Here is a 20,624-nt window from a genome sequence, read left to right on the forward strand (position 1 = left end):
CTTGCTCCCTCCCACATTGACTGTGCCCACTCCAGAAGGAGTGAGGCGATCAGATCCGTACGTTACCGCGCGGCCCGGCAATCGCCCAGATGATCAGGCCCAGTACCGGCAGCAGCAGGATCAACAGGATCCACAGCACCTTGGCACCGGTGCTCGCGCCGCTTTTGAACACGTTGATGATCGCCCAGATATCCAGCGCCAGGATGATCAGCCCGATCAAGCCATTAAAAGTGGAACCCATGGTGTCGCTCCTAAGTGGGGGGCATGCACTTGTAGGATAGTCAGGCCTGGCAGGGGTTCCGTTTTATTTCAGACGTGCATCGCCACTTTCAGCGCTTCCAGCGACGGCGCGGCCTGAATGCCGACTTCGGCGCACAGTTCCAGCACGCGCGGCAGGTCGTTGCCGAACACCAGCACGGCCTGGATCTGGTCATCCAGCAGTTGGCTGAAGTTGAGCAACACATAGCCGCCGTCTTGCGGGCTCAGGGCGCTCATCTGGATCTGGATGCGGTTGAGCGCGGTAAGGTCTTCGGTCTTGGCCAATTGCTTGGGCTTGAGGTTGAACGCCACGCCCGGGCCGAACGAGGCGACGATCTGCGCAAACAGGTCGCCATAAGTGTCGGCCTGGAACAGCACGGTGTCCGGCAGGCTGCCGACCACGACCCACTCCCCCAGCGGAATCGGGAAGCTGTCGTCGTAGTTGATATCCGGATTGGCCGCCAGGAACGCCACCGGATCGGCATAGGCCTGGGCGGCTTCATCGGCGATGCGCGCCACCTCGTCCTCGCCCATGACCCCGGCGCTGATTTTGCTGATGAGTTCGACGAGGGCGGTTTTCATGGGGTGATCCTGTAGCGGGCGGGTTTTGGAGGGCGCGTAGCCTACACCAGTTTCTGCAACCGCGCCGCCGTATCCGCCGCCCCCATGGTCTGGGCCGCCGCCAGCGCCGTCGCGCCCTGGGCATCGGCGGCCTTGGGGTTGGCGCCCTGGCCAAGCAGGTAATCGAGCATCTCCACGCGGTTGAACATGGCCGCCATCATCAATGCGGTACGCCCGTCGGACGAGGCCGCTTCCACCGGCGTACCGCCTTCGATCAGCGCCTTGACGACCGGCAAATTGCCCTTGAACGCCGCGCCGGCAATCGGCAATTGGTTCTTGTCATTGGCAATCAGCGGGTCGGCCTTGAATTCCAGCAGCACTTTTACCGCCTCGGCATGGCCGTGGTAGGCCGCGAGCATCAGCAAGGTGTCGCCGTTGTGGTTGCGAAAGTTGGCCGGCAAGCCTTTGGCCAACAGTGCGGCGAGCATCGCCGCGTCGCCTCGGCGGGCGACGTCGAAGACCTGTTCGGCAAATTCGGCGGCTTCGTCTTCGGTCATCTGTTTAGGCTGGTCTGACATGTGGGGGCTCCTTTCTGGTACTGACTATGGCGCCCAGTGTCGCGAGGGAGTTCCCACCTGTCATGGTTTTTTTGTCAAAAGCGCCCATAGGCAGAATCAATAGCGGAACTGGCCGCCCTGGATCTGCGCCCGCAACTGCGCCGTGATCGGCACGTAGCAATTTGATCCGGGCAGCCAGGCATATACGGGGTCAGTGCCGGCCTTGTCCGGATCAAACGCCTCTTCCTTGAGCTTGACCTTCTGGTATTTGAACGTACCGGTGGTTTCCATCTTGACCTTGATCCGCAAGAACAACGGCACCGCATAGTGCGGCAACTGGCCCTGGGCGAATTGCAGCAGCTCACACATGTCCAGCGCAGCCAGCGACTCGCTTGGGGTGATGGCAACCATGCCGGCACGGCCATTGGTGTTTTCGACTTCGACACCATAGGCCACCACTTCGGCGATCTGCGGGTGTTGCAGCAGTACATTCTCGACTTCGGTGGTGGAGACGTTTTCACCTTTCCAGCGATAGGTGTCCCCCAGGCGGTCGACGAATTGCGCATGACCGAAGCCAATGCTGCGCAACAAGTCCCCGGTATTGAAGTAACGGTCGCCCTTTTCAAACACGTCGGTGAGTACCACCTTGCGGTTCTTTTCCGGGTCGGTGTAGCCGTCGAACGGCGATTTTTCATCAATCCTCGCCAGCAACAAGCCCTGCCCGCCCGTGGGCACCTTGCGCATAAAGCCATCGCTGCCGCGCAGTGGCTCACCGCTGTCGTGGGCGTAGTCGACCAACGCCCAGTGCTGCAGGCAAAAGCCGATGGTGTTGTCGAAGTTCAGCACGTTGGTAAAGCCGATATTGCCGTCGCTGGCGGCGTACAGCTCACAGATATGCTCAACGCCATAGCGCGCCTTGAACTGCGCCCACACACCGGGGCGCAGGCCGTTGCCAACCATCTTGGTCACACGGTTATCCCGATCGCTTTCGCTGGGAGGCTGGTCGAGCAGGTAGCGGCACAGTTCACCGACATAACCGAGGGTGGTTGCCTTGAATCGGCGTGCGTCTTCCCAGAACTGGCTGGCGCTGAACTTGCGGCGAATCGCAAAGCCCGACGCGCCGACAATCGCCGAGCCCCAGCACACACACAGGCCTGTGGCGTGATAGAGCGGCAAGGTGCAATAGAGGACATCGTCCGGGCCCATGTCCAGGGCAATGCTGCCGAAGCTGACGGCGGTTTTGGTCCAGCGGCCATGCTTCATGATGCCGGCCTTGGGCAGGCCGGTGGTGCCCGAGGTGTAGATATAGAAACAGGGGTCGTTGAAGAAGACCTGTGCGGTGCTGGCCGGATTGTCCACCGGGCACTCGGTGCTGGACGCCAGCAGGTCGATGTAACCCGGCGGCACCGCGCCGGACTGCTGATCCACGACACACCAGGTTCGCTCGGCCTTGATCGCTACCTGGTCACGCACTGCGTCATAGGCACCCACTAATTCCGCACCGACGGCAATGGCTACCGGGTTCACCAGGTTCAGGCTATGGACCAGCGTCGCCTGGGTCTGCGCGGTATTGAGCATCGCGCAGATGCCGCCCAGCTTGGCCACGGCCAGCACGTTGAGAAGCAGTTCGGGGCGATTTTCGATAAACACCGCCACCACATCGCCCTTGCCGATGCCCTGGGCATGCAAGTGGTGGGCAATACGGTTGGCGCGCTCGTTGGCGTTGCGATAGCTGAGCACGCAATCGCCGTACAACAACGCGGCGCCATCAGGGTTGCGCAACGTGGCTTGCTCAAAGTGCCAGCCCAACCCGCAGGGCTGCGCGGGGTCGGTGACATTGGCCGCACGCATGCCGCGGATCACGCGTGGCAGCGCGCTGACGATGGCAGGCACCTTACGCAGCAACTTGCCCCAAGTGATCATGTCGTTTTGCGGAGGGTTCATGGTGGAACGTCCTTTTTCTTATTATTCGTCTGATCCCGCGACGCCGACGCCTCTGTAGGCGGCGGCCGAATGCCTTGCAGGAAAATACGTCAGCCCTTGAGTGACTGTACACGCGGGATTTGAAAAGTTTTGTATCCCGATGAACGAGCACCCAAGCAGGGAATTTCACCGCGCGCCGGCAGTCATTATCAGTAGGCGTGTCGGCAATCGACCGGCTGCAATAAAGCAAAATGCAGGATGCATGATGGCCATTCATGCAAATTGCACGAAATCAAAAATCCTAACTTTTTACAACATACTGATTTATAAAGACTTTTTAAGAAGTCATAAGCTGGCACAATCACTGCACCTATCACTCCATGCTTGCCCACTTGAGCCAACGGAGCTGATAGACATGAGCCTGATCCAAGATAAATTCGCTTCTGTATTTTCCAACTACGACGTTACTACTCAGCCACGTCCTGATGGCGGCATTCTGTTGACCCTGCGCAACAGCGAAGGCAAACAGGTCAAGCGTTCGATTTCCTATCAGCAGTTGCACACTGCCGACCAACTGACCTGGGTCATCAGCGCCATTCGCCGCGACCTGGCCGAACAAGCCAGCGAACTGCCGCAAATCTCGATGCTGCAAAGCCAGAATCGCTTTGCCCTGCCGACCTACCATTCGGCCTGATCACGCATCACCGGCACGCTTGACTGAAAAAAGGGCCGCGACGCCATCCAGCGTCGCGGCCCTTTTGCATGGGGTCAATACAGCCCCTGGCGCACCGCCTCGTTCATCGCCTGGACGCGGTTGCTGACATCCAGTTTGCCGTAGATATTGCGCAGGTGGAATTTGACCGTGGCTTGGGACGTGGCGCGTATCTGGCTGATCTCCCAGACGGTCTTGCCCTCCGATGCCCATCGCAGGATCTCCAGCTCTGAAGGGGTCAGGGGCTTGCCTGAAAGACTCAAGCGCCGCCTGAGCGCACTGGGCACGGAATACGGATTCGGACACGGCTCCTGTGGGCCATTCATGGTTCTCTCCTTATTATTGGCTGATGCCCTATCACCCTTCGGATTCCTCCTATTGACAGGTGATATAAACATTGAGAGCGCAGAGAGTTACATATCGAATGGAATCAGTGGGCAAGGCTCGTGATAAACAGCCAAGCCCTACATATGATTAGGCTTCTTCCCACAGCAACTTCAAACGTACAGGGGTTGCCCCCCCCAATCCTTTGGGCTCAGTCGTCCAAACCAGGGAAGCGAGCGGCAATCGAATCACCGTTCAACTCGGGCGCACAGCCGTCCACCGAATTGAAAAAACGCAATGCCACGAAGTACGGGTTCTCGCCCATATCAAACCAATGCACCACCTCCGCCGGGATCACCAGCAGGTCGTTTTTCTCACAGCGCACGGCATACACGTAGTCGCCGATATGTAGGCCGAACAGGCCCTGACCCGCGATGAAAAAACGCACCTCACCCTCCTTGCAACGGCGTTCGTGGAGACCCTGCGCGCGCAACTCGGCGTTTTGCGGATGGTCGCCGGTGACGCGCAGCACTTCTACGTGCGCGTAACCCAGGGCGTCAATCTGCGTCTGGTACGCCGCGATCAGCGCAGCGTCACTGGCGCCCTTCTCGACCGGCTCAGGCTGCCAGCGAGCGAACCGCACGCCGTGATCGGCCAGGACAGCGGCGATGTCGTCAAAATGGGTCAGTACCTTGTTCGGGGTGTCCGGCGTAGCAACGGGGTAGACGGCGACATAACTCATTGAAGGGTTCCTTGGTTCTGCTCGTGCAATCGAAGGCCAATGATAACGGCTGCGGCGAAGGCGGCGAGGCTGGCAATACTAAAGGTGAAGGTCGGCCCCAGCAGATTCCAGCTGTAGCCGGAATACAGCGCGCCCAGTGCCCCGCCCGTGCCGGCGAGGGCGGCGTAGAGCGCTTGGCCCTGGCCTTGCTGTTTAGCGCCAAAGCTGCGCTGTACAAAGGCAATCGCCGCCGCATGGAAGCTGCCGAACGTGGCGGCGTGCATCACCTGCGCCAGCAACAGCACCCAGAAAAACTCGGCGAACGAGCCCAGCAGCAACCAGCGCAACGCCGCCAACAGGAAGCTCGCCAGCAGCACCCGGCGTACCGAAAAGCGCGTGAGGATGCGGCTCATGCCCAGGAACATCAGCACTTCGGCCACCACCCCCAGGGCCCATAACAGGCCAATCACGCCACGGCTGTAGCCCAGGTGTTCGAGGTGCAGGGTGAGGAAGGTGTAATACGGCCCATGACTCATTTGCATCAATGCCACACAGGCATAAAACGCCAATACGCCGGGGCTGCGCAGTTGTTTGAGGAAGCCGTCACCCGCCAGACGATTGCCATGGGTAGCCGGCTGCGCGTTCGGCACCCACAGGCTGGCGCCGATGATACCGGCCATGATCACCAGGACCACCACCGGGTAGATGTCCAGGCTCAGCCATTCGAACAGGCGCCCCATGATCACCACCGTCAGGATGAAACCGATGGAGCCCCACAGACGGATCTGGCTGTAGCGCGAGGTTTGTTTTTGCAGGTGAGCCAGGGTGATCACTTCGAACTGCGGCAACACCGCGTGCCAGAAGAACGCATGCAGGGCCATCACCAGAGCCAGCCAGGCGTAGGTCTGGCTGACGAAGATCAGCGAAAAACTGACCAGGGTACACACCGCGCCAAAACGCACGATGGCCAGCCGCCGGCCAGTGTAGTCGCCCAGCCAGCCCCACAGGTTGGGCGCCAGGCAGCGCATCAGCATGGGGATGGCCACCAGCTCGCCGATGCGCGCGCTGGAGAACCCCAGGTGATCGAAGTACAGCGCGAGGAACGGCGCAGTCGCCCCCAGCAGGGCGAAGTAGAAGAGGTAGAAGCTGGAGAGGCGCCAATAAGGAAGGGCTGTCACAACCAGCCCGTCACAGCTGGCCCAGTACCGGCGTACTCACACGCACATCCGCGTTTTGCCCGCGATTACGCAGCAAGTGGTCCATCAACACGATGGCCATCATCGCCTCGGCGATCGGCGTGGCACGGATGCCCACGCATGGGTCGTGACGGCCCTTGGTGATCACGTCCACGGGGTTGCCGTGTACATCGATCGAACGGCCGGGAGTGGTGATGCTCGACGTGGCCTTGAGCGCCAGGTGCGCAACGATCGGCTGGCCGGAGGAGATACCACCGAGAATGCCGCCGGCATTGTTGCTGAGGAAACCTTGCGGGGTCAGCTCATCGCGATACTCGGTGCCGCGTTGGGAGACGCAGGCAAACCCTGCGCCGATTTCAACGCCCTTGACGGCGTTGATGCTCATCAGCGCGTGGGCCAGTTCCGCGTCGAGGCGGTCGAAGATCGGTTCGCCCAAGCCGGGTTTTACCCCCTCGGCCACCACGGTAATCCTGGCCCCGACGGAGTCCTGATCGCGGCGCAGCTGGTCCATGTAGGCTTCCAGTTCCGGCACTTTGTCCGGGTCCGGGCTGAAGAAAGCGTTGTCATCGACGCTGTCCCAGGTCTTGAACGGGATTTCAATCGGGCCCAGTTGGCTCATGTAGCCACGGATGACGATGCCCTGGGTGGCCAGGTATTTCTTGGCGATGGCGCCAGCGGCCACGCGCATGGCGGTTTCGCGGGCCGAACTGCGGCCACCGCCACGGTAGTCGCGTTCGCCGTATTTGTGGTGGTAGGTGTAGTCGGCGTGGGCCGGGCGGAACAGGTCCTTGATCGCCGAATAGTCCTTGGACTTCTGGTCGGTGTTGCGGATCAACAGGCCGATGGCGCAGCCGGTGGTGCGGCCTTCGAACACGCCGGAGAGGATCTCGACTTCGTCCGGCTCCTGGCGCTGGGTGGTGTGGCGGCTGGTGCCGGGCTTGCGGCGGTCGAGGTCACGCTGCAGGTCTTCCAGGGATAGCTCGAGGCCGGGCGCAGCCGTCGACAATGGCGACCAACGCCGCGCCATGGCTTTCGCCCGCGGTGGTGACAGTGAACAGCTTGCCGAAGGTATTGCCGGACATGCGGGGCGCTCCGTGAAATCAGTTGAATCAAGTCAACCGTAATAACTTAAGGCGGCCAGTATACGCAGGCTAACCGACTAGTTCATCCTCGAAACCTTACCGGTGGACGCGGGTCCAACCGGCACCTCCTCGATAATGGCGCAATGATGCTGCGAGTCTTACTGTTCACCCTCACCCTGTTTGTCGGCGTGGCCCAGGCCGCCGCCCCTGTCGTACTGCAACGCCCCATCAACTTGAATACCAGCAGCGGCGAGCTGTTCGGCTCGTTGCTGTTGCCCCAGTCCGACAAACCGGTGCCGGTGGTGCTGATCATCGCCGGTTCCGGACCCACCGACCGTAACGGCAACAGCGCCGACGGCGCGCGCAATGACAGCCTCAAGCGCCTGGCCTGGGTGCTGGCGCGGCATAACATCGCCAGCGTGCGGTATGACAAGCGCGGTGTGGCCGCCAGCCTCGCCGCCACCCCCGATGAGCGCAACCTGACCCTCGACGCCTATGTGGCCGACGCCGTGGCCTGGGGCCAATTGCTCAAGGCCGACAAACGCATGGGCCCGCTGATTGTGCTCGGCCATAGCGAAGGTGCGCTGGTCGCGGCCCTGGCCGCACCGCAACTCGACCCGGCCGGCGTCATTTCCCTGTCCGGCAGCGCCCGGCCGGTGGATCAGGTGATCCGTCAGCAACTGGCCGATCACCTGCCCCCTGCCCTGCTGTTGCGCAGCAATGAAATCCTCGATCACCTCAAGGCCGGCCAGGTGGATACCGATGTGCCAGGCCCGCTGGAAGGCATTTTCCGGCCCAGCGTGCAGCCTTACCTGATCAGCCTGTTTCGCGCCGACCCTTCGGCGGCCTTTGCCAGACTGCGCATGCCTGCGTTGATCGTTCAGGGCACTCACGATATCCAGGTGGGTGTCGGCGATGCCCGGCAGCTGAAGCAGGCCAAGCCCGACGCACAATTGACGGTGATTGAAGGCATGAACCATGTGATGCGCATCGTGCCCAATGACGTGAAACAGCAACTGGCCTCCTACAACGACCCGAAGTTGCCCCTCGCTGCGGAGTTGGGCGAGCGTGTGGTGCGCTTTATCCAGGGGCTTGACCCTCATTAAGCGGCAATTGGCCTCCAGTCCTGGCAAAAACGGCCGATAAGCCCTGGGTCGACAGTAAAAAGACTGTCGACTCGCAGGACCTGGACAGGAACACGTCGCATGACAACCACTGAAGCTACACCCGAACCGACCGCCGACACACCGGCTGAAAACACCGAGACCGTCGACACGACGCCGCTGCCGTGGGCGGACGTTCAGGCCGAGCATTTCAAAATGCTGCGCCTGGCGCCCCTGGTCACCGATCGCGCCACCGGTGTGCGGCCGTTGCGCTTCGTGCAGTTCGGCTATGCCGAGCGCCATGACCAGCACCACAGCCTGTTGCGCATGGTCATTCAACTGCCGGCCCAACGGGTGCGGCGCGAGCAGAATCACCTGGATATCTGGGTTGATCACGACACCCATCGCGTGCACTTCGGACCAGGCAACAGCCTGGAAATCGAGCCGGCCAACCGAGGTATCGGGCGCTTCCTCGTGGCCCAAGGCGCCGCCTGGGCAAAAAAGAAGTGGTCGCACTACCGCGTCGACGGCGTCGACCTGTCCAACAAGGACGCGCTCAACGAGGCCACGCGCCTGCGCCGCGATCACTTTCTGCGAATCCAGGGCTTTGATGTGGCCTACGCCGATGTGCAGCATTTGAAAGGCAACGTGCAGCCGGGCAAGGTCGGCAGCGTGCTGGACAGTTGGAATACCGAGAAGGTGCAGTTCGTGGAGATCCTTGAAGCGGCGCAGATGCTGCAACAGGCCGAGCACAAGCTGCTGGAGCATGAGGTCAAGCTGCGCAAGGAAGAGGAAAAAGTCACCAAGTTCAAACGTGAGGACAGCGGGTTGCGCTTTACCATCACCTGCCTGGTGGCATTTACGGTGTTTCAGGCGGGGCTGTTGATCTGGATTGCCACTCATCGCTGACACGCTCAAATGCAACCAGCTGTGGGATCAGGCCAGGCTTTCGTCAATCACCAGCAGCCGTTTCCTGTAATAAATCGGTGCGATTGATGTCCGCAACCGCCACGCGAATGCGAACTTGGCCTACGTCACATGTAGGACTTGGTTGTTCCAACCACTCCACATGACTTCAACGCCTTGCAATGCTTTCACAGTGCCTCCATAGTGACTCTGGACTGAGCCCGGCGCTGTAGCGTCGGGCTTTTTGCATTATGCGACCGGCCCCTATGGAACCGGCAACTTCAAAGACGGCCTAATATGCGTTATCAATTGCCCCCACGTCGAATCAGCATGAAGCATCTGTTCCCCAGCACCGCCCTCGCTCTTTTCATTGGTCTCGGCTTCGCGTCGATGTCGACCAATACGTTCGCAGCCAACAGCTGGGACAATCTTCAGCCCGACCGCGACGAGGTGATTGCCAGCCTCAACGTGGTCGAGTTGCTCAAGCGTCATCACTACAGCAAACCGCCGCTGGACGATGCGCGCTCGGTGATCATCTATGACAGCTATATCAAGCTGCTGGACCCATCGCGCAGCTACTTTCTGGCCAGCGACATCGCTGAGTTCGACAAGTGGAAGACGCAGTTCGACGACTTCCTCAAGAGCGGCGACCTGCAGCCTGGTTTCACCATCTACAAGCGTTATCTGGACCGCGTCAAAGCGCGTCTGGACTTCGCCCTGGGTGAGTTGAACAAAGGCGTCGACAAGCTCGACTTCACCCAGAAGGAAACCCTTCTGGTGGACCGCAAGGACGCCCCCTGGCTGACCAGCACCGCCGCCCTTGACGACCTGTGGCGCAAACGCGTCAAGGACGAAGTGCTGCGCTTGAAGATCGCCGGCAAAGAGCCCAAGGCCATCCAGGAACTGTTGACCAAGCGCTACAAGAATCAACTGGCGCGTCTGGACCAGACCCGTGCCGAAGATATCTTCCAGGCCTACATCAACACCTTCGCGATGTCCTACGACCCGCACACCAATTATCTGTCGCCGGATAATGCAGAGAATTTTGATATCAACATGAGTCTGTCGCTGGAAGGCATCGGTGCCGTCCTGCAAAGCGACAATGACCAGGTCAAGATCGTCCGCCTGGTGCCGGCAGGTCCGGCCGACAAGACCAAGCAGGTCGCCCCGTCGGACAAGATCATCGGTGTGGCCCAGGCCGACAAGGAGATGGTCGATGTAGTCGGCTGGCGCCTGGACGAAGTAGTCAAGCTGATCCGTGGCCCGAAAGGCAGCGTCGTGCGCCTGGAAGTGATTCCGCACACCAATGCGCCGAACGACCAGACCAGCAAGATCGTGTCGATCACCCGTGAAGCGGTGAAACTCGAAGACCAGGCCGTGCAGAAGAAAGTCCTCAACCTCAAGCAGGATGGCAAGGACTACAAGCTGGGCGTGATTGAAATTCCGGCCTTCTACCTCGACTTCAAGGCGTTCCGTGCCGGTGACCCGGACTACAAGTCCACCACCCGCGACGTGAAGAAAATCCTCACGGAACTGCAGAAGGAAAAAGTCGACGGCGTGGTCATCGACCTGCGCAACAACGGCGGCGGTTCCCTGCAGGAAGCCACCGAGTTGACCAGCCTGTTCATCGACAAGGGCCCGACCGTGTTGGTACGCAACGCGGACGGCCGTGTCGATGTGCTCGAAGACGAAAACCCGGGAGCCTTCTACAAAGGGCCGATGGCGTTGCTGGTCAACCGTCTCTCGGCCTCGGCTTCGGAGATTTTCGCCGGCGCCATGCAGGACTATCACCGTGCACTGATCATCGGCGGCCAGACCTTCGGCAAAGGCACCGTGCAAACCATTCAGCCGCTCAATCATGGCGAACTCAAGCTGACGCTGGCCAAGTTCTACCGGGTTTCCGGGCAGAGCACCCAGCATCAGGGCGTGCTGCCGGACATCGATTTCCCGTCGATCATCGACACCAAGGAAATCGGCGAAAGCGCCTTGCCGGAAGCCATGCCATGGGACACCATCCGCCCTGCAATCAAGCCTGCATCGGACCCGTTCAAGCCGTTCCTGGCACAGTTGAAGGCTGATCACGATGCTCGCTCCGCCAAGGATGCCGAGTTCGTGTTTATCCGCGACAAGCTGGCCCTGGCCAAGAAGCTGATGGAAGAAAAAACCGTCAGCCTCAACGAAGTGGACCGTCGTGCGCAGCACACCGACATCGAAAACAAGCAACTGGTACTGGAAAACATCCGCCGCAAGGCCAAGGGTGAAGATCCACTCAAAGAGCTGAAGAAAGAAGACGAAGACGCGTTGCCGACCGAGGCGGACAAAACCAAGCCGGAAGACGATGCCTACCTGGCCGAAACAGGCCGGGTGCTGCTGGACTACCTGAAGATCACCAAGCAGGTGGCCAAGCAGTAAATGATGGCAATTTAATGTGAACGCTCGTCGGAGTGTCATCATATAGACATCATTCTGTCGTGAAATGAAGGACCGCAGGCTCATCGCCTGCGGTCCTTTTTTTTCGATCGAGATCACCATGACCATGACCGAACAGCTGAATGCACTGGGCTCTATCCTGGCTCAAAGCAGTTTGCACAGCCTGTTCCAACCGATCATCTGCCTGTCCGAACGACGCATCCTCGGCTACGAAGCCTTAAGCCGTGGCCCGTCCAACAGCCCGCTGCACTCCCCCGTCGCCCTGTTCGCCGTGGCCCGCCATGCCGGGCGCCTCAGCGAACTGGAAATGGCCTGCCGCGAAAGCGCCTGCCGACGCTTCAGCGAGAAGAAGCTGCCGGGCAAACTGTTCCTGAACGTCTCGCCGGAGTCCTTGCTGGAAACGGCGCACCAGCCGGGACGCACCCTGCAACTGCTGCGCGACCTCGGCATCCCGCCCAGCCAGGTGGTGATCGAACTCACCGAGCAAACCCCCACCGACGATTTCGACCTGCTGCAAACCGCCCTGCACCATTACCGCAACATGGGCTTCTCGATCGCGCTGGATGATTTGGGTGCCGGCTATTCGAGCCTGCGCTTGTGGTCGGAGCTGCGCCCGGACTACGTGAAGATCGACCGGCACTTCATCGACGGCATTCATCAGGATGCACTCAAGCGCGAATTCGTCGGTTCGATCCTGCAAATCGCCCGAGCGTCCCGCGCCCAAGTGATTGCAGAGGGCATCGAACTGCCGGAAGAGCTGGCAGTGTTGACCGAAATGGGTGTGGACCTGGTGCAGGGCTACCTGCTCTGTCGTCCGCAGGAGCATCCACCGAACGAGGCGCGATTGATGCTGCCCAAGCCTGACCAGCATGCGGTGACACTCAACGACGAAGGTAGCGACCTCAGCGCCCTGCTCAACGAACAACCGGCGGTAGACCAGGACACCGCCACCGCCCAGGTGCTGGAGGCGTTCCGCCGCCAGGCCAACCTCAACTCCCTGGCGGTCCTGGATGAACGCGGTCACCCGGTAGGCATTGTGCACCGGCATTCGCTGTCCGACGCGCTGCTCAAACCGTTCGCCACCGACCTGTTTGCACGCAAGCCCATCAGCCGTTTGATGAGCACGGACTTTCTGGCGGTGGAGCTGGGCCAGTCGCTGCAGCAAGTCAGCCGCTTGCTCACCAGCCGTGCCCGGCAGCGTATCGAAGAGGACTTCATCATCACGCTCAATGGCGACTATCTGGGCCTGGGCAGGGTAATCGATGTGCTCAAGCTGATCACCGAGCTGAAGATTCAACAGGCGCGCTACGCAAACCCCCTGACCCTGCTGCCCGGCAATGTGCCGATCCAGCAATGCCTCACGCGGCTGTTGCAGCAACAGCGCGAATCGGTGATCTGCTACGTGGATATCGACAGCTTCAAGCCGTTCAACGATATCTACGGTTATGGGCGTGGGGATGAAGTGTTGCTGTGCCTGGCGCAATGCCTGAACGACCGGGTCGACCCCAGTCGCGACTTTGTCGGGCATATCGGTGGGGATGACTTTCTACTGGTGCTCGGCCCGCAGGACTGGCGCAAGCGACTCAACCAATTGCTGGATGACTTCCATACCCAATGCCGACGTTTCTACCGCGCCGAGCACGTGGATGCCGGCTGCTTCGTCGCATTGAACCGCCAGGGCGTGCGACAGGAATTCGCGCTGCTGTCGTTGTCGATCGGGGTGGTGCATTTATATCCACAGGCCTGTGGACAACTCGATGCCAGCCAGTTGGCGGAACTGGCATCGCAGGCCAAGCATCACGCAAAGAACGTAACCGGCTACAGCATCCACGTGATCGACAGCATGGACAGCCTGCCCGTGGTTTAAACTTCGGCGGACTCCGGGTATTCGTACTCGAACACTCGCACCACTTCCGACGCGTGCCAGGAAGCGGCGGCCACGCCATCGGACGGCCCACTGAAACGCCCCAGACGCTCCACGCACTCGAAGAAACCGGTACGCGGCAGGCGACTGGCGCCCTGACTGATCACCAGCGAACTGCGCAACGGCTGCTCGGCCTTGGCGTCCAGCGCCGCCAAATGCTCAAGGGCGGCCGCCAGGGTCTGCATGGCCGGCGTCGGAAACTGCAAGCGCTCCAGCAGGGCGCGATACGTCAGCAGATGACGCTGGCGGCGCGCCTGATCCAGTTCGTTGAGTAACCCATCCCAGTGTTGACGACTGATACGTAGGCTCAAGATTCATCCCTCCAACCTGCAACGCCCAATTCCCAGGCCAGGCTGCGGCGTATCGCAGCATCCGGCTGACGCTCACCCGTTTCGATCAATCCAAGATACGAGGGGCTGATGCCCACGGTACGGGCCAGGGTTTCAATGGCCAGGCCCTTGGCTTCACGCAAGCCGCGCAGGTCCGCCAGGGGGCGCAGGGCCGGGGCTGGTGCGGCTTGGACAGTAGGAGAAGGAGCTTGTGTAGGCTGTTTCTGACCGGCGGCTTTTAACAGCGCCTGGTACTGATCCCATGGCAACACTGCGTACTCGGGTTCGCCATTGCGTGAAATTATCTGAATATCCATGACCGCCCCGTAGGATAACAACTCTTACTAAGTAAGCTCTTTCCGTAGGAGTGTAATCCTAACAGCCACAAAGGGCGCAGGGGGATAGGCGCATCGTCAGTTTTTTTGCGGGTTTTCCCTGGCTAACAGAGCGGGCGTCGCCGGCAGGCGCTCAACCACCGCGAGCTTTTCCGGACGCTGCGCATCACGCCAGGCGCGAAAAGCGCTCAATTCGCCCTCCAGGGTCTTCATGAGCCATGCCAGTACAGCGATGTCATCGAGCATACCGAACATGGGGATAATGTCCGGGATCGCATCAATCGGGCTCAAAAAGTACATCAACCCTGCCACCACCGAGATCAACGCCTTGGGGCTGATCGCGCGGTACTCGCCGCGCCAGTACGCCAGGCACAGGGCCTGCAGCAGTTTGAAATCATCCTTGAGCTTACCCAGACGGTTGCCCTGGCTGGAACCCTTGGCGGCAACGGCGAATAGCAAGGTCGGCAAACGTCCACGGCCGAGCAAGCGCGCGGCCATGGGTAGGAATCGGGTGAAATTGAAGGGTGGTTTCATCTGTCACTCCAGTTCCATCAAACAGAAAGGTTATCCACACAAATTGTGGATAACCTTGTGAACAGAGCCTTTTTTACCGGCTGAAAGCCACGGAATACAAGGCTTGCAGTCAGATCGGGCGTTTTTTGCGCACATGAAAAAAACCCAAGTTTTCATTGACTTGGCGCTTGCGTGTGGCTACCCGTGCTCGAGTCTTATATCAGACTGTAGCCCGCCAGGGACGTTCGTTCGGATTTTCAGCAGCGTCAATGTGGGAGAGGCTTGATCCCTTCCACATTAGATCGATGCAAACCACAGAAACAACAACGCCCCGTCTAGACGGGGCGTTGTGTGTTCAGCTGCCGATTACTTCTTCGCGGCAGGTGCTGCAGGCGCGTCAGCCTTGGCTGGGTCCTTGATGGCCAGCAGTTCCAGGTCGAATACCAGCACGGAGTTGGCTGGAATCGCCGGGCTCGGGCTCTGGGCACCGTAGGCCAGGTCGGACGGGATGTACAGCTCGACCTTCTCGCCCACGTGCATCAGTTGCAGGCCTTCGACCCAACCCGGGATCACGCCGCTGACCGGCAAGTCAATCGGGCTGCCGCGATCCACGGAGCTGTCAAAGGTAGTGCCGTTGGTGAGCTTGCCGGTGTAGTGAACCGTCACCACGTCAGTCGGCTTAGGCTGTGCGCCGTCGGCCTTCTTGATGATCTTGTACTGCAGACCGGAAGCGGTGGTGACGACGCCGTCTTTCTTGGCGTTGTCTTCGAGGAATTTCTTGCCGGCGGCTGCCGACTCTTCGCTCATCTTGGTCATGCGTTCTTCAGCACGTTTTTGCAGTGCGGCAAACGCTTCGACCAGTTCGTCGTCTTTGAGCTTCTGCTCTTTTTTGCCGACGGCATCTTCGATGCCCTGGGCTACTGCTTTGGAATCCAGGTCATCCATGCCTTCCTGGGCAAGGCTTTTGCCCATGTTCAGGCCGATACCGTAGGAAGCTTTCTGCGCCGGGGTTTTCAGCTCTACGCTGGTCTGCGAATCACAACCCGCAAGTACCAGGCTAACCAGGGCCACCGCCGCCGCCAACCGATGCTGTTTCATGCTATTTCCTTGTTCATGCGCCAAAAGGGCATTCGAATAAAGTCGCGAGCTTATCAGGCGGCCACGACCAATGGCTACCGGCATGTGAGCAGGAAATTTCTGATAAGTTCACGTGTTTAAAAGCATTTTCATTGATCATGGGGCCCACGAAGGATAGTGGGATCGCCCGGTACCGGGCTCATGGCCACTTGCCGCACGTGTGGCGTAGTGGCATAACACCACGACTCCTCGACAAGACCGAGACAAGGATAGCCATCTTGCGCATTGTTTACCGTGTTCTACTCCTGATACTCGCCGCGCTGGGACTGATCCTGGCCGTGGTGCTCTATTACACCGTCAACCCCAAGCTGCCGGACTATGTGCCCGTTGAGCAGGTGCATTACCAGGATCAATGGAGTGCCGCCGACCGCCAGACCTATTACTTCACGCCACAGGGTACTCAGGTAAAAGGCTTGCACTACGACTGGTTCACCGCCCTGGAACTGCCGTTTTCCGAGCAACGCTTTGCCACGCCTGCGTACCTGGCGCGCTTCGGTTTTCTGGTCGATCCCAAGCAGGTGCCCACCGCGCAAAACCCCGGCAACCTGCCGGTCGGTTTCGCCCGGCACAAAAACGCCGACAGCAACGTTGAATACCTGGATATCACCTGCGCCGCCTGCCACACCGGCGAGTTGCATTACAAAGGCCAGGCGCTGCGTATCGACGGTGGTTCAGCCCAACATGTGCTGCCTTCCAGCGTACCCACCTTACGCGGCGGCAGTTTCGGCCAGGCCCTCGTCGCCAGCCTTGCCGCCACCTATTACAACCCGTGGAAGTTCGAGCGTTTCGCCCGCCAGGTACTGGGTGATCGCTACGACGCCGAGCACAGCCAGTTGCGCCAGGACTTCAAGCGCTCGTTCGACAAATTCCTCCAGGTCGCCTGGAACGACACCCATCGCGGCCTCTACCCCACCGAAGAAGGCCCGGGCCGTACCGACGCCTTCGGCCGCATCGCCAACGCCAGCTTTGGCGACGCCATTACCCCGGACAATTATCGCGTCGCCAATGCACCGGTGGACTACCCGCAACTGTGGGATATCTGGACCTTCGATTGGGTGCAATGGAACGGCTCGGCCCAGCAGCCGATGGCGCGCAATATCGGCGAAGCCCTTGGCGTCGGCGCGACCCTGACGTTCTTCGACGATGCCGGCCAGCCGCTCCAGGGCGATGCCCGCTACCCGTCCAGCGTGCGGGTGCGCGACCTCAACCTCATCGAAGAAACCCTGCAACGCCTCAAACCACCCACCTGGCCCGAGGAGCTGTTCGGCGCCATCGACAAACCCCTCGCCGCCCAAGGCCGGGCACTGTTTGCCGAGAACTGCGCCGGCTGCCACGTGCCCGGCGTCAGCCAGGAAGGCGGCCGCCCGGTGCAACACTTGAAGATGCTGCCCGTGGACTACATCGGCACCGACCCGAACACCGCCAGTAATATCGCCGACCAACGCTACGACCTCAGCGCCCTGCAATGGGACCCCGTGGAACTGACCAGGCTCAACGTCCAATTGCATCCCGCGCCTACCGAGCCCCTGGACCTGAAAAAAATGTCCGTGGCCAAAGGCCTGGCCTACGTGACCGCCTTCGTCGAAGACCACGCCTACCGCGCCGCCGGTGTGACCCCGACCGAGCGCCCCCGCCTGGATGGCTATGGCCTGCCCATCGGCGTGCGCGAGTTGCGTGCCTACAAGGCCCGCCCACTGGCGGGCGTATGGGCCACGCCGCCGTTCCTGCATAACGGTTCGGTGCCAACCATCTACCAGTTGCTCTCGCCCCAGGACGAGCGCAGCGTCACCTTCTATAAAGGCACCTTCAACTACGACCCGCGCCATCTGGGTTTTGAGACCGACGCCTTCAAGAACGCCTTCCTGTTCGATACCAAAATCACCGGCAACCACAATAGCGGTCACGAATTCCGCGCCGGTGAGCGTGGCAATGGCGTGATCGGGCGTGGCCTGCTGCCGCAGGAACGCTGGGCGCTGCTGGAATACCTCAAAGTACTGGGCGGCCCGCTGGAGCAACAACTGCCATGATTATCCGATCGCAATACAACCAACGCTCCCTGCTCGCACGCCTGTGGCTGCGCCTCGGCGCGTTTCTCGGCAAGACGCTGCTGTGGCTGGTGGGCCTGGGCCTGCTCGGTTGGCTGACAGCCACCGCCTGGTACGCCTGGCAACACAGCGGGCCGGTATCACCGAATGAACAGATCCCGACGGGTGAAGCGGCGATGACCCAGGGCATCATTCAGACCGCGGTACGCATCGTCGACCAGCACCGCGAAGGCACACGCTACCTGCGCGATGCACACGCCAAGGCGCATGGTTGCGTGAAGGCCGAAGTCAGTGTGCTGGCCGACCTTGACCCGGCGCTGCGCCAGGGCGTATTCGCCACGCCGGGTAAAACCTGGCAGGCGATGATGCGCTTGTCCAACGGCAACGCTTATCCGCAATTCGACAGCATCCGCGACGCCCGCGGCATGGCGATCAAGCTGTTGGATGTCCCGGGCAAACAGTTGCTGGCCGATCAGCAAGCGCTTGCCGAGCAGGACTTCGTGATGTTCAGCCACCCAAACTTCTTTGTCAGCGATGTGGCCGAGTACGCGCAGAACATCGGCGCCCAGGCGGATGGCAAGAAGGTGTTGGCATTTTTCCCCAGCCTCGACCCACGCAGTTGGCAAGTGCGCCACTTGTTCATCGCCCTGGCAACCCTCGCCCCCGCCCCGGCCAGTCCGACGCAGACGACATACTTTTCGGTCTCGCCCTACAAGTTCGGTACGGCCAACGCCAAGTTTCGCGTGGCGCCCGACCCGCAAAACTGCCCGGAGTACGTGCTGCCCAAACAGAACCAGGACCTGCCGAACTTTCTGCGCAGCGCCCTGAGCCAGCAGCTTTCCACCGACCGCGTGCCGGCGTGTTTCGTGTTGCAGATCCAGCGGCAGAACCCGCAAAAATTCATGCCGATCGAAGACACCAGCATCGAATGGAAGGAAAGCGATGCGCCGTATGAAACCGTCGCCAGGGTGCGAATTCCCGCCCAGGACTTCGACACCCCGGCGTTGAATCTGGCGTGCGACAACCAGTCATTCAACCCCTGGTTTGGCCTGGAGGAACACCGCCCCATCGGCGGTATCAACCGCTTGCGCAAGGCCGTGTACGAAGCGGTCAGCGACTACCGACACAGCCGCAACGCGCCGTAGAGAAAGAAAAATCGCAGACGAAAAAAAGCCCGCTCAATGAGCGGGCTTCTTGTGGCGGCCTGGCGTTCAGCGTTCCAGGTAACCGAATATGGCGCAGCGGACGGGACTCGAACCCGCGACCCCCGGCGTGACAGGCCGGTATTCTAACCGACTGAACTACCGCTGCGCGTAACACATGAAGCGAATGGTGGGTGATGACGGGATCGAACCGCCGACCCTCTGCTTGTAAGGCAGATGCTCTCCCAGCTGAGCTAATCACCCTTCGTTTCGGTGTGGGCGCATCATACACCAAAAAATCGTAATGTCTTGATTTAAATGCACTTTATCTAAAAAAAGTTTTCAGCACGATTTTCGCCATAGGCCTGACAGCAGAAAGCCCGTGGTTAGCGGGCTTCTTGTCACCACCTGGCACTCAGCGTTCCAGGTACCGATATGGCGCAGCGGGCGGGATCATAACGCAGCTTCAAACGCATTAAAAGTTTACGCCACTCCCGTTCATCCTCAGTGAAATACGCCGGGGTTATTCGCGAGGCTTTCGAGGAACTCGATGACCAGCCGGTTGAAGGTTTCGCCCTGGTCGTCGTGCACATAGTGGCTGGCATCCGCGACCTCCACCGTGCGCACCCGCGCATTGCTGTCGCGCAGGGCTTGCAACGTCGCCTCCGGCAGAAAGTCCGAGCGCATGCCGCGAATGAACAACGTCGGGCAATCCAGGGCGTGCACCGCCGGCCACAGGTCGGTCGGTTCAATGCTCAGGCGCGCCTCGGCGATGCCTTGTTGATCGTGGCGCCAGGTGATCGCGTCCGCGCTCTCCTTCATCGAATGCGCCAGCCGCGACGCCAGGCCCTGTGCCGACAAGCCAGGACGCGACGCCTGCCAGAACGCGCGGGCGGCGTCCCAATTGTCGAAGCGCAGCGGGGTCTGGGCCATCTCGCGACGAATGCGCGCCGCACCGTCACCCTGGCTGGACGAACCGGGGCCGATGTCTTCGATGATCAGGCCGATCAAGCGCCCAGGGTGCTGCCGTGCGTATTCCAGCGCATTGGCGCCACCCAGCGAGTGCCCCAGCAACACGAACCGCTGCAAGCCGACATGGGCGACAAAATCCTGCAGGTCCTGCACATAGGACTGCGTGTGATAGCTGGCGGCCGGCGCCCAGTCGCTCAGCCCTCTTCCGCGCTGGTCCAGGGCATAGATGCAATAGCCATCGCCCAGCGCTTCCACCAGCGATTCCCAGGTCTGGGCGTAAGCGCGTAAACCATGCAGCAGCACCAGAGGCACGCCGCTCGGCTCGCCCCAGCGCAGAAAATGCAGACGCAAGCCTGCGCGATTGGTAAAAAAAACGCTGTCGGGTGACATTGCCTGGCTCCGCCGCTCAGTGAAGGAAAAACACCGCTGTTCTGGGACTGTCGCGGTGCATGCG

19 protein-coding genes, 2 tRNA genes and 2 pseudogenes are annotated in these 20,624 nt (G+C 60.5%); 7 read left to right on the forward strand and 16 right to left on the reverse strand.

From position 1 onward, the window contains the following. Window positions 1-49: 49 nt before the first annotated feature. From JWR98_RS26815 to JWR98_RS26830, 4 genes are all read right to left on the reverse strand, one after another. The gene (locus tag JWR98_RS26815) at window positions 50-241 is read right to left on the reverse strand and encodes a PLDc N-terminal domain-containing protein (protein ID WP_003172956.1); all 192 of its coding nucleotides are present in this window, start codon (window positions 239-241) and stop codon (window positions 50-52) included. A 68-nt stretch (window positions 242-309) separates the two neighbouring features. Further along, the gene (locus JWR98_RS26820) at window positions 310-840 is read right to left on the reverse strand and encodes a hypothetical protein (protein WP_078732400.1); all 531 of its coding nucleotides are present in this window, start codon (window positions 838-840) and stop codon (window positions 310-312) included. A gap of 41 nt (window positions 841-881) precedes the next feature. Next, window positions 882-1,397, reverse strand: coding sequence for an ankyrin repeat domain-containing protein (locus JWR98_RS26825; RefSeq protein ID WP_205491660.1), 516 nt, complete (start codon window positions 1,395-1,397; stop codon window positions 882-884). A 96-nt stretch (window positions 1,398-1,493) separates the two neighbouring features. Next, window positions 1,494-3,320, reverse strand: a complete 1,827-nt coding sequence (locus JWR98_RS26830) for a long-chain-acyl-CoA synthetase (protein WP_205491661.1) — start codon at window positions 3,318-3,320, stop codon at window positions 1,494-1,496. A 394-nt stretch (window positions 3,321-3,714) separates the two neighbouring features. On the opposite strand from JWR98_RS26830, the gene JWR98_RS26835 reads away from it, so the two are divergent. Further along, the gene (locus JWR98_RS26835) at window positions 3,715-3,993 is read left to right on the forward strand and encodes a DUF3509 domain-containing protein (RefSeq protein WP_003172952.1); all 279 of its coding nucleotides are present in this window, start codon (window positions 3,715-3,717) and stop codon (window positions 3,991-3,993) included. Between the two features lie 74 nt (window positions 3,994-4,067). On the opposite strand, the gene JWR98_RS26840 is transcribed toward JWR98_RS26835, so the two are convergent. From JWR98_RS26840 to aroC, 4 genes and pseudogenes are all read right to left on the reverse strand, one after another. Next, the gene (locus tag JWR98_RS26840; RefSeq protein WP_003172950.1) at window positions 4,068-4,337 is read right to left on the reverse strand and encodes a response regulator transcription factor; all 270 of its coding nucleotides are present in this window, start codon (window positions 4,335-4,337) and stop codon (window positions 4,068-4,070) included. Window positions 4,338-4,546: 209 nt separating this feature from the next. Then, window positions 4,547-5,077: an acireductone dioxygenase gene (locus JWR98_RS26845; RefSeq protein WP_205491662.1), complete on the reverse strand. Its 531-nt coding sequence runs from the start codon at window positions 5,075-5,077 to the stop codon at window positions 4,547-4,549. Next, window positions 5,074-6,240, reverse strand: a complete 1,167-nt coding sequence (locus JWR98_RS26850; RefSeq protein ID WP_205491669.1) for an MFS transporter — start codon at window positions 6,238-6,240, stop codon at window positions 5,074-5,076. Before JWR98_RS26850 ends, JWR98_RS26845 begins: the two co-directional genes overlap by 4 nt. A 4-nt stretch (window positions 6,241-6,244) precedes the next feature. Further along, window positions 6,245-7,334: pseudogene (aroC, locus tag JWR98_RS26855) on the reverse strand (chorismate synthase). Window positions 7,335-7,477: 143 nt separating this feature from the next. Between aroC and JWR98_RS26860 the strand changes: the two are divergent. Together JWR98_RS26860 and JWR98_RS26865 are read left to right on the forward strand one after the other, a co-directional pair. Then, window positions 7,478-8,440, forward strand: a complete 963-nt coding sequence (locus JWR98_RS26860) for an alpha/beta hydrolase (protein ID WP_078732395.1) — start codon at window positions 7,478-7,480, stop codon at window positions 8,438-8,440. 99 nt (window positions 8,441-8,539) lie between these two features. Beyond that, window positions 8,540-9,346 carry a hypothetical protein gene (locus tag JWR98_RS26865; protein WP_078732394.1) on the forward strand — a complete coding sequence of 269 codons (807 nt, stop codon included), beginning with the start codon at window positions 8,540-8,542 and terminating at the stop codon, window positions 9,344-9,346. A gap of 58 nt (window positions 9,347-9,404) precedes the next feature. On the opposite strand, the pseudogene JWR98_RS26870 reads toward JWR98_RS26865, so the two are convergent. Then, window positions 9,405-9,535, reverse strand: a pseudogene (locus JWR98_RS26870) (NAD(P)H-quinone oxidoreductase); the annotation flags it as partial. A gap of 138 nt (window positions 9,536-9,673) precedes the next feature. Here JWR98_RS26870 and JWR98_RS26875 point away from each other — a divergent pair. Continuing rightward, complete coding sequence (locus JWR98_RS26875) at window positions 9,674-11,755, forward strand: carboxy terminal-processing peptidase (protein WP_176156614.1); 2,082 nt, start codon at window positions 9,674-9,676, stop codon at window positions 11,753-11,755. A 118-nt stretch (window positions 11,756-11,873) separates the two neighbouring features. Continuing rightward, window positions 11,874-13,640, forward strand: coding sequence for a bifunctional diguanylate cyclase/phosphodiesterase (locus tag JWR98_RS26880; RefSeq protein ID WP_279654271.1), 1,767 nt, complete (start codon window positions 11,874-11,876; stop codon window positions 13,638-13,640). Here JWR98_RS26880 and JWR98_RS26885 read toward each other — a convergent pair. The 4 genes from JWR98_RS26885 to bamJ form a co-directional block, all read right to left on the reverse strand. Next, window positions 13,637-14,008, reverse strand: coding sequence for a hypothetical protein (locus tag JWR98_RS26885; RefSeq protein ID WP_003172941.1), 372 nt, complete (start codon window positions 14,006-14,008; stop codon window positions 13,637-13,639). The two genes, JWR98_RS26880 and JWR98_RS26885, sit on opposite strands and share 4 nt — an antisense overlap. Continuing rightward, complete coding sequence (locus JWR98_RS26890; RefSeq protein WP_205491663.1) at window positions 14,005-14,343, reverse strand: helix-turn-helix domain-containing protein; 339 nt, start codon at window positions 14,341-14,343, stop codon at window positions 14,005-14,007. The genes JWR98_RS26885 and JWR98_RS26890 overlap by 4 nt, the downstream gene beginning before the upstream one ends. Before the next feature lie 96 nt (window positions 14,344-14,439). Beyond that, on the reverse strand, window positions 14,440-14,895 hold the full coding sequence (locus tag JWR98_RS26895) for a YkvA family protein (protein WP_078732391.1): 456 nt from the start codon (window positions 14,893-14,895) through the stop codon (window positions 14,440-14,442). 345 nt (window positions 14,896-15,240) lie between these two features. After that, on the reverse strand, window positions 15,241-15,972 hold the full coding sequence (bamJ, locus tag JWR98_RS26900; RefSeq protein WP_003172938.1) for a BamJ family beta-barrel-assembly machinery protein: 732 nt from the start codon (window positions 15,970-15,972) through the stop codon (window positions 15,241-15,243). Between the two features lie 257 nt (window positions 15,973-16,229). Between bamJ and JWR98_RS26905 the strand changes: the two genes are divergently transcribed. Beyond that, on the forward strand, window positions 16,230-18,038 hold the full coding sequence (locus JWR98_RS26905) for a di-heme-cytochrome C peroxidase (protein WP_205491664.1): 1,809 nt from the start codon (window positions 16,230-16,232) through the stop codon (window positions 18,036-18,038). Beyond that, window positions 18,035-19,201 carry a catalase family protein gene (locus tag JWR98_RS26910; protein WP_205491665.1) on the forward strand — a complete coding sequence of 389 codons (1,167 nt, stop codon included), beginning with the start codon at window positions 18,035-18,037 and terminating at the stop codon, window positions 19,199-19,201. Before JWR98_RS26905 ends, JWR98_RS26910 begins: the two co-directional genes overlap by 4 nt. A gap of 89 nt (window positions 19,202-19,290) precedes the next feature. On the opposite strand, the gene JWR98_RS26915 is transcribed toward JWR98_RS26910, so the two are convergent. From JWR98_RS26915 to JWR98_RS26925, 3 genes are all read right to left on the reverse strand, one after another. Continuing rightward, window positions 19,291-19,367: transfer RNA gene (locus JWR98_RS26915), tRNA-Asp, on the reverse strand. Window positions 19,368-19,386: 19 nt separating this feature from the next. Next, window positions 19,387-19,462: transfer RNA gene (locus JWR98_RS26920), tRNA-Val, on the reverse strand. A 240-nt stretch (window positions 19,463-19,702) separates the two neighbouring features. Next, window positions 19,703-20,560, reverse strand: coding sequence for an alpha/beta fold hydrolase (locus JWR98_RS26925; protein ID WP_078732388.1), 858 nt, complete (start codon window positions 20,558-20,560; stop codon window positions 19,703-19,705). Between the last annotated feature and the right edge of the window lie 64 nt (window positions 20,561-20,624).

Source organism: Pseudomonas lactucae, from assembly GCF_016937615.1.
In the GTDB taxonomy this organism is placed as follows: Bacteria; Pseudomonadota; Gammaproteobacteria; order Pseudomonadales; family Pseudomonadaceae; genus Aquipseudomonas; species Aquipseudomonas lactucae.

What these genes read in the sequence shown, in the direction of transcription:
- bamJ (WP_003172938.1), bottom strand. Translation starts at nt 15,972, where the DNA reads ATGAAACAGCATCGGTTGGCGGCGGCGGTGGCCCTGGTTAGCCTGGTA.
- JWR98_RS26820 (WP_078732400.1), bottom strand. Translation starts at nt 840, where the DNA reads ATGAAAACCGCCCTCGTCGAACTCATCAGCAAAATCAGCGCCGGGGTC.
- JWR98_RS26845 (WP_205491662.1), bottom strand. Translation starts at nt 5,077, where the DNA reads ATGAGTTATGTCGCCGTCTACCCCGTTGCTACGCCGGACACCCCGAAC.
- JWR98_RS26815 (WP_003172956.1), bottom strand. Translation starts at nt 241, where the DNA reads ATGGGTTCCACTTTTAATGGCTTGATCGGGCTGATCATCCTGGCGCTG.
- JWR98_RS26865 (WP_078732394.1), top strand. Translation starts at nt 8,540, where the DNA reads ATGACAACCACTGAAGCTACACCCGAACCGACCGCCGACACACCGGCT.
- JWR98_RS26840 (WP_003172950.1), bottom strand. Translation starts at nt 4,337, where the DNA reads ATGAATGGCCCACAGGAGCCGTGTCCGAATCCGTATTCCGTGCCCAGT.
- JWR98_RS26830 (WP_205491661.1), bottom strand. Translation starts at nt 3,320, where the DNA reads ATGAACCCTCCGCAAAACGACATGATCACTTGGGGCAAGTTGCTGCGT.
- JWR98_RS26895 (WP_078732391.1), bottom strand. Translation starts at nt 14,895, where the DNA reads ATGAAACCACCCTTCAATTTCACCCGATTCCTACCCATGGCCGCGCGC.
- JWR98_RS26860 (WP_078732395.1), top strand. Translation starts at nt 7,478, where the DNA reads ATGATGCTGCGAGTCTTACTGTTCACCCTCACCCTGTTTGTCGGCGTG.
- JWR98_RS26910 (WP_205491665.1), top strand. Translation starts at nt 18,035, where the DNA reads ATGATTATCCGATCGCAATACAACCAACGCTCCCTGCTCGCACGCCTG.
- JWR98_RS26925 (WP_078732388.1), bottom strand. Translation starts at nt 20,560, where the DNA reads ATGTCACCCGACAGCGTTTTTTTTACCAATCGCGCAGGCTTGCGTCTG.
- JWR98_RS26875 (WP_176156614.1), top strand. Translation starts at nt 9,674, where the DNA reads ATGAAGCATCTGTTCCCCAGCACCGCCCTCGCTCTTTTCATTGGTCTC.
- JWR98_RS26880 (WP_279654271.1), top strand. Translation starts at nt 11,874, where the DNA reads ATGACCATGACCGAACAGCTGAATGCACTGGGCTCTATCCTGGCTCAA.
- JWR98_RS26835 (WP_003172952.1), top strand. Translation starts at nt 3,715, where the DNA reads ATGAGCCTGATCCAAGATAAATTCGCTTCTGTATTTTCCAACTACGAC.
- JWR98_RS26825 (WP_205491660.1), bottom strand. Translation starts at nt 1,397, where the DNA reads ATGTCAGACCAGCCTAAACAGATGACCGAAGACGAAGCCGCCGAATTT.
- JWR98_RS26890 (WP_205491663.1), bottom strand. Translation starts at nt 14,343, where the DNA reads ATGGATATTCAGATAATTTCACGCAATGGCGAACCCGAGTACGCAGTG.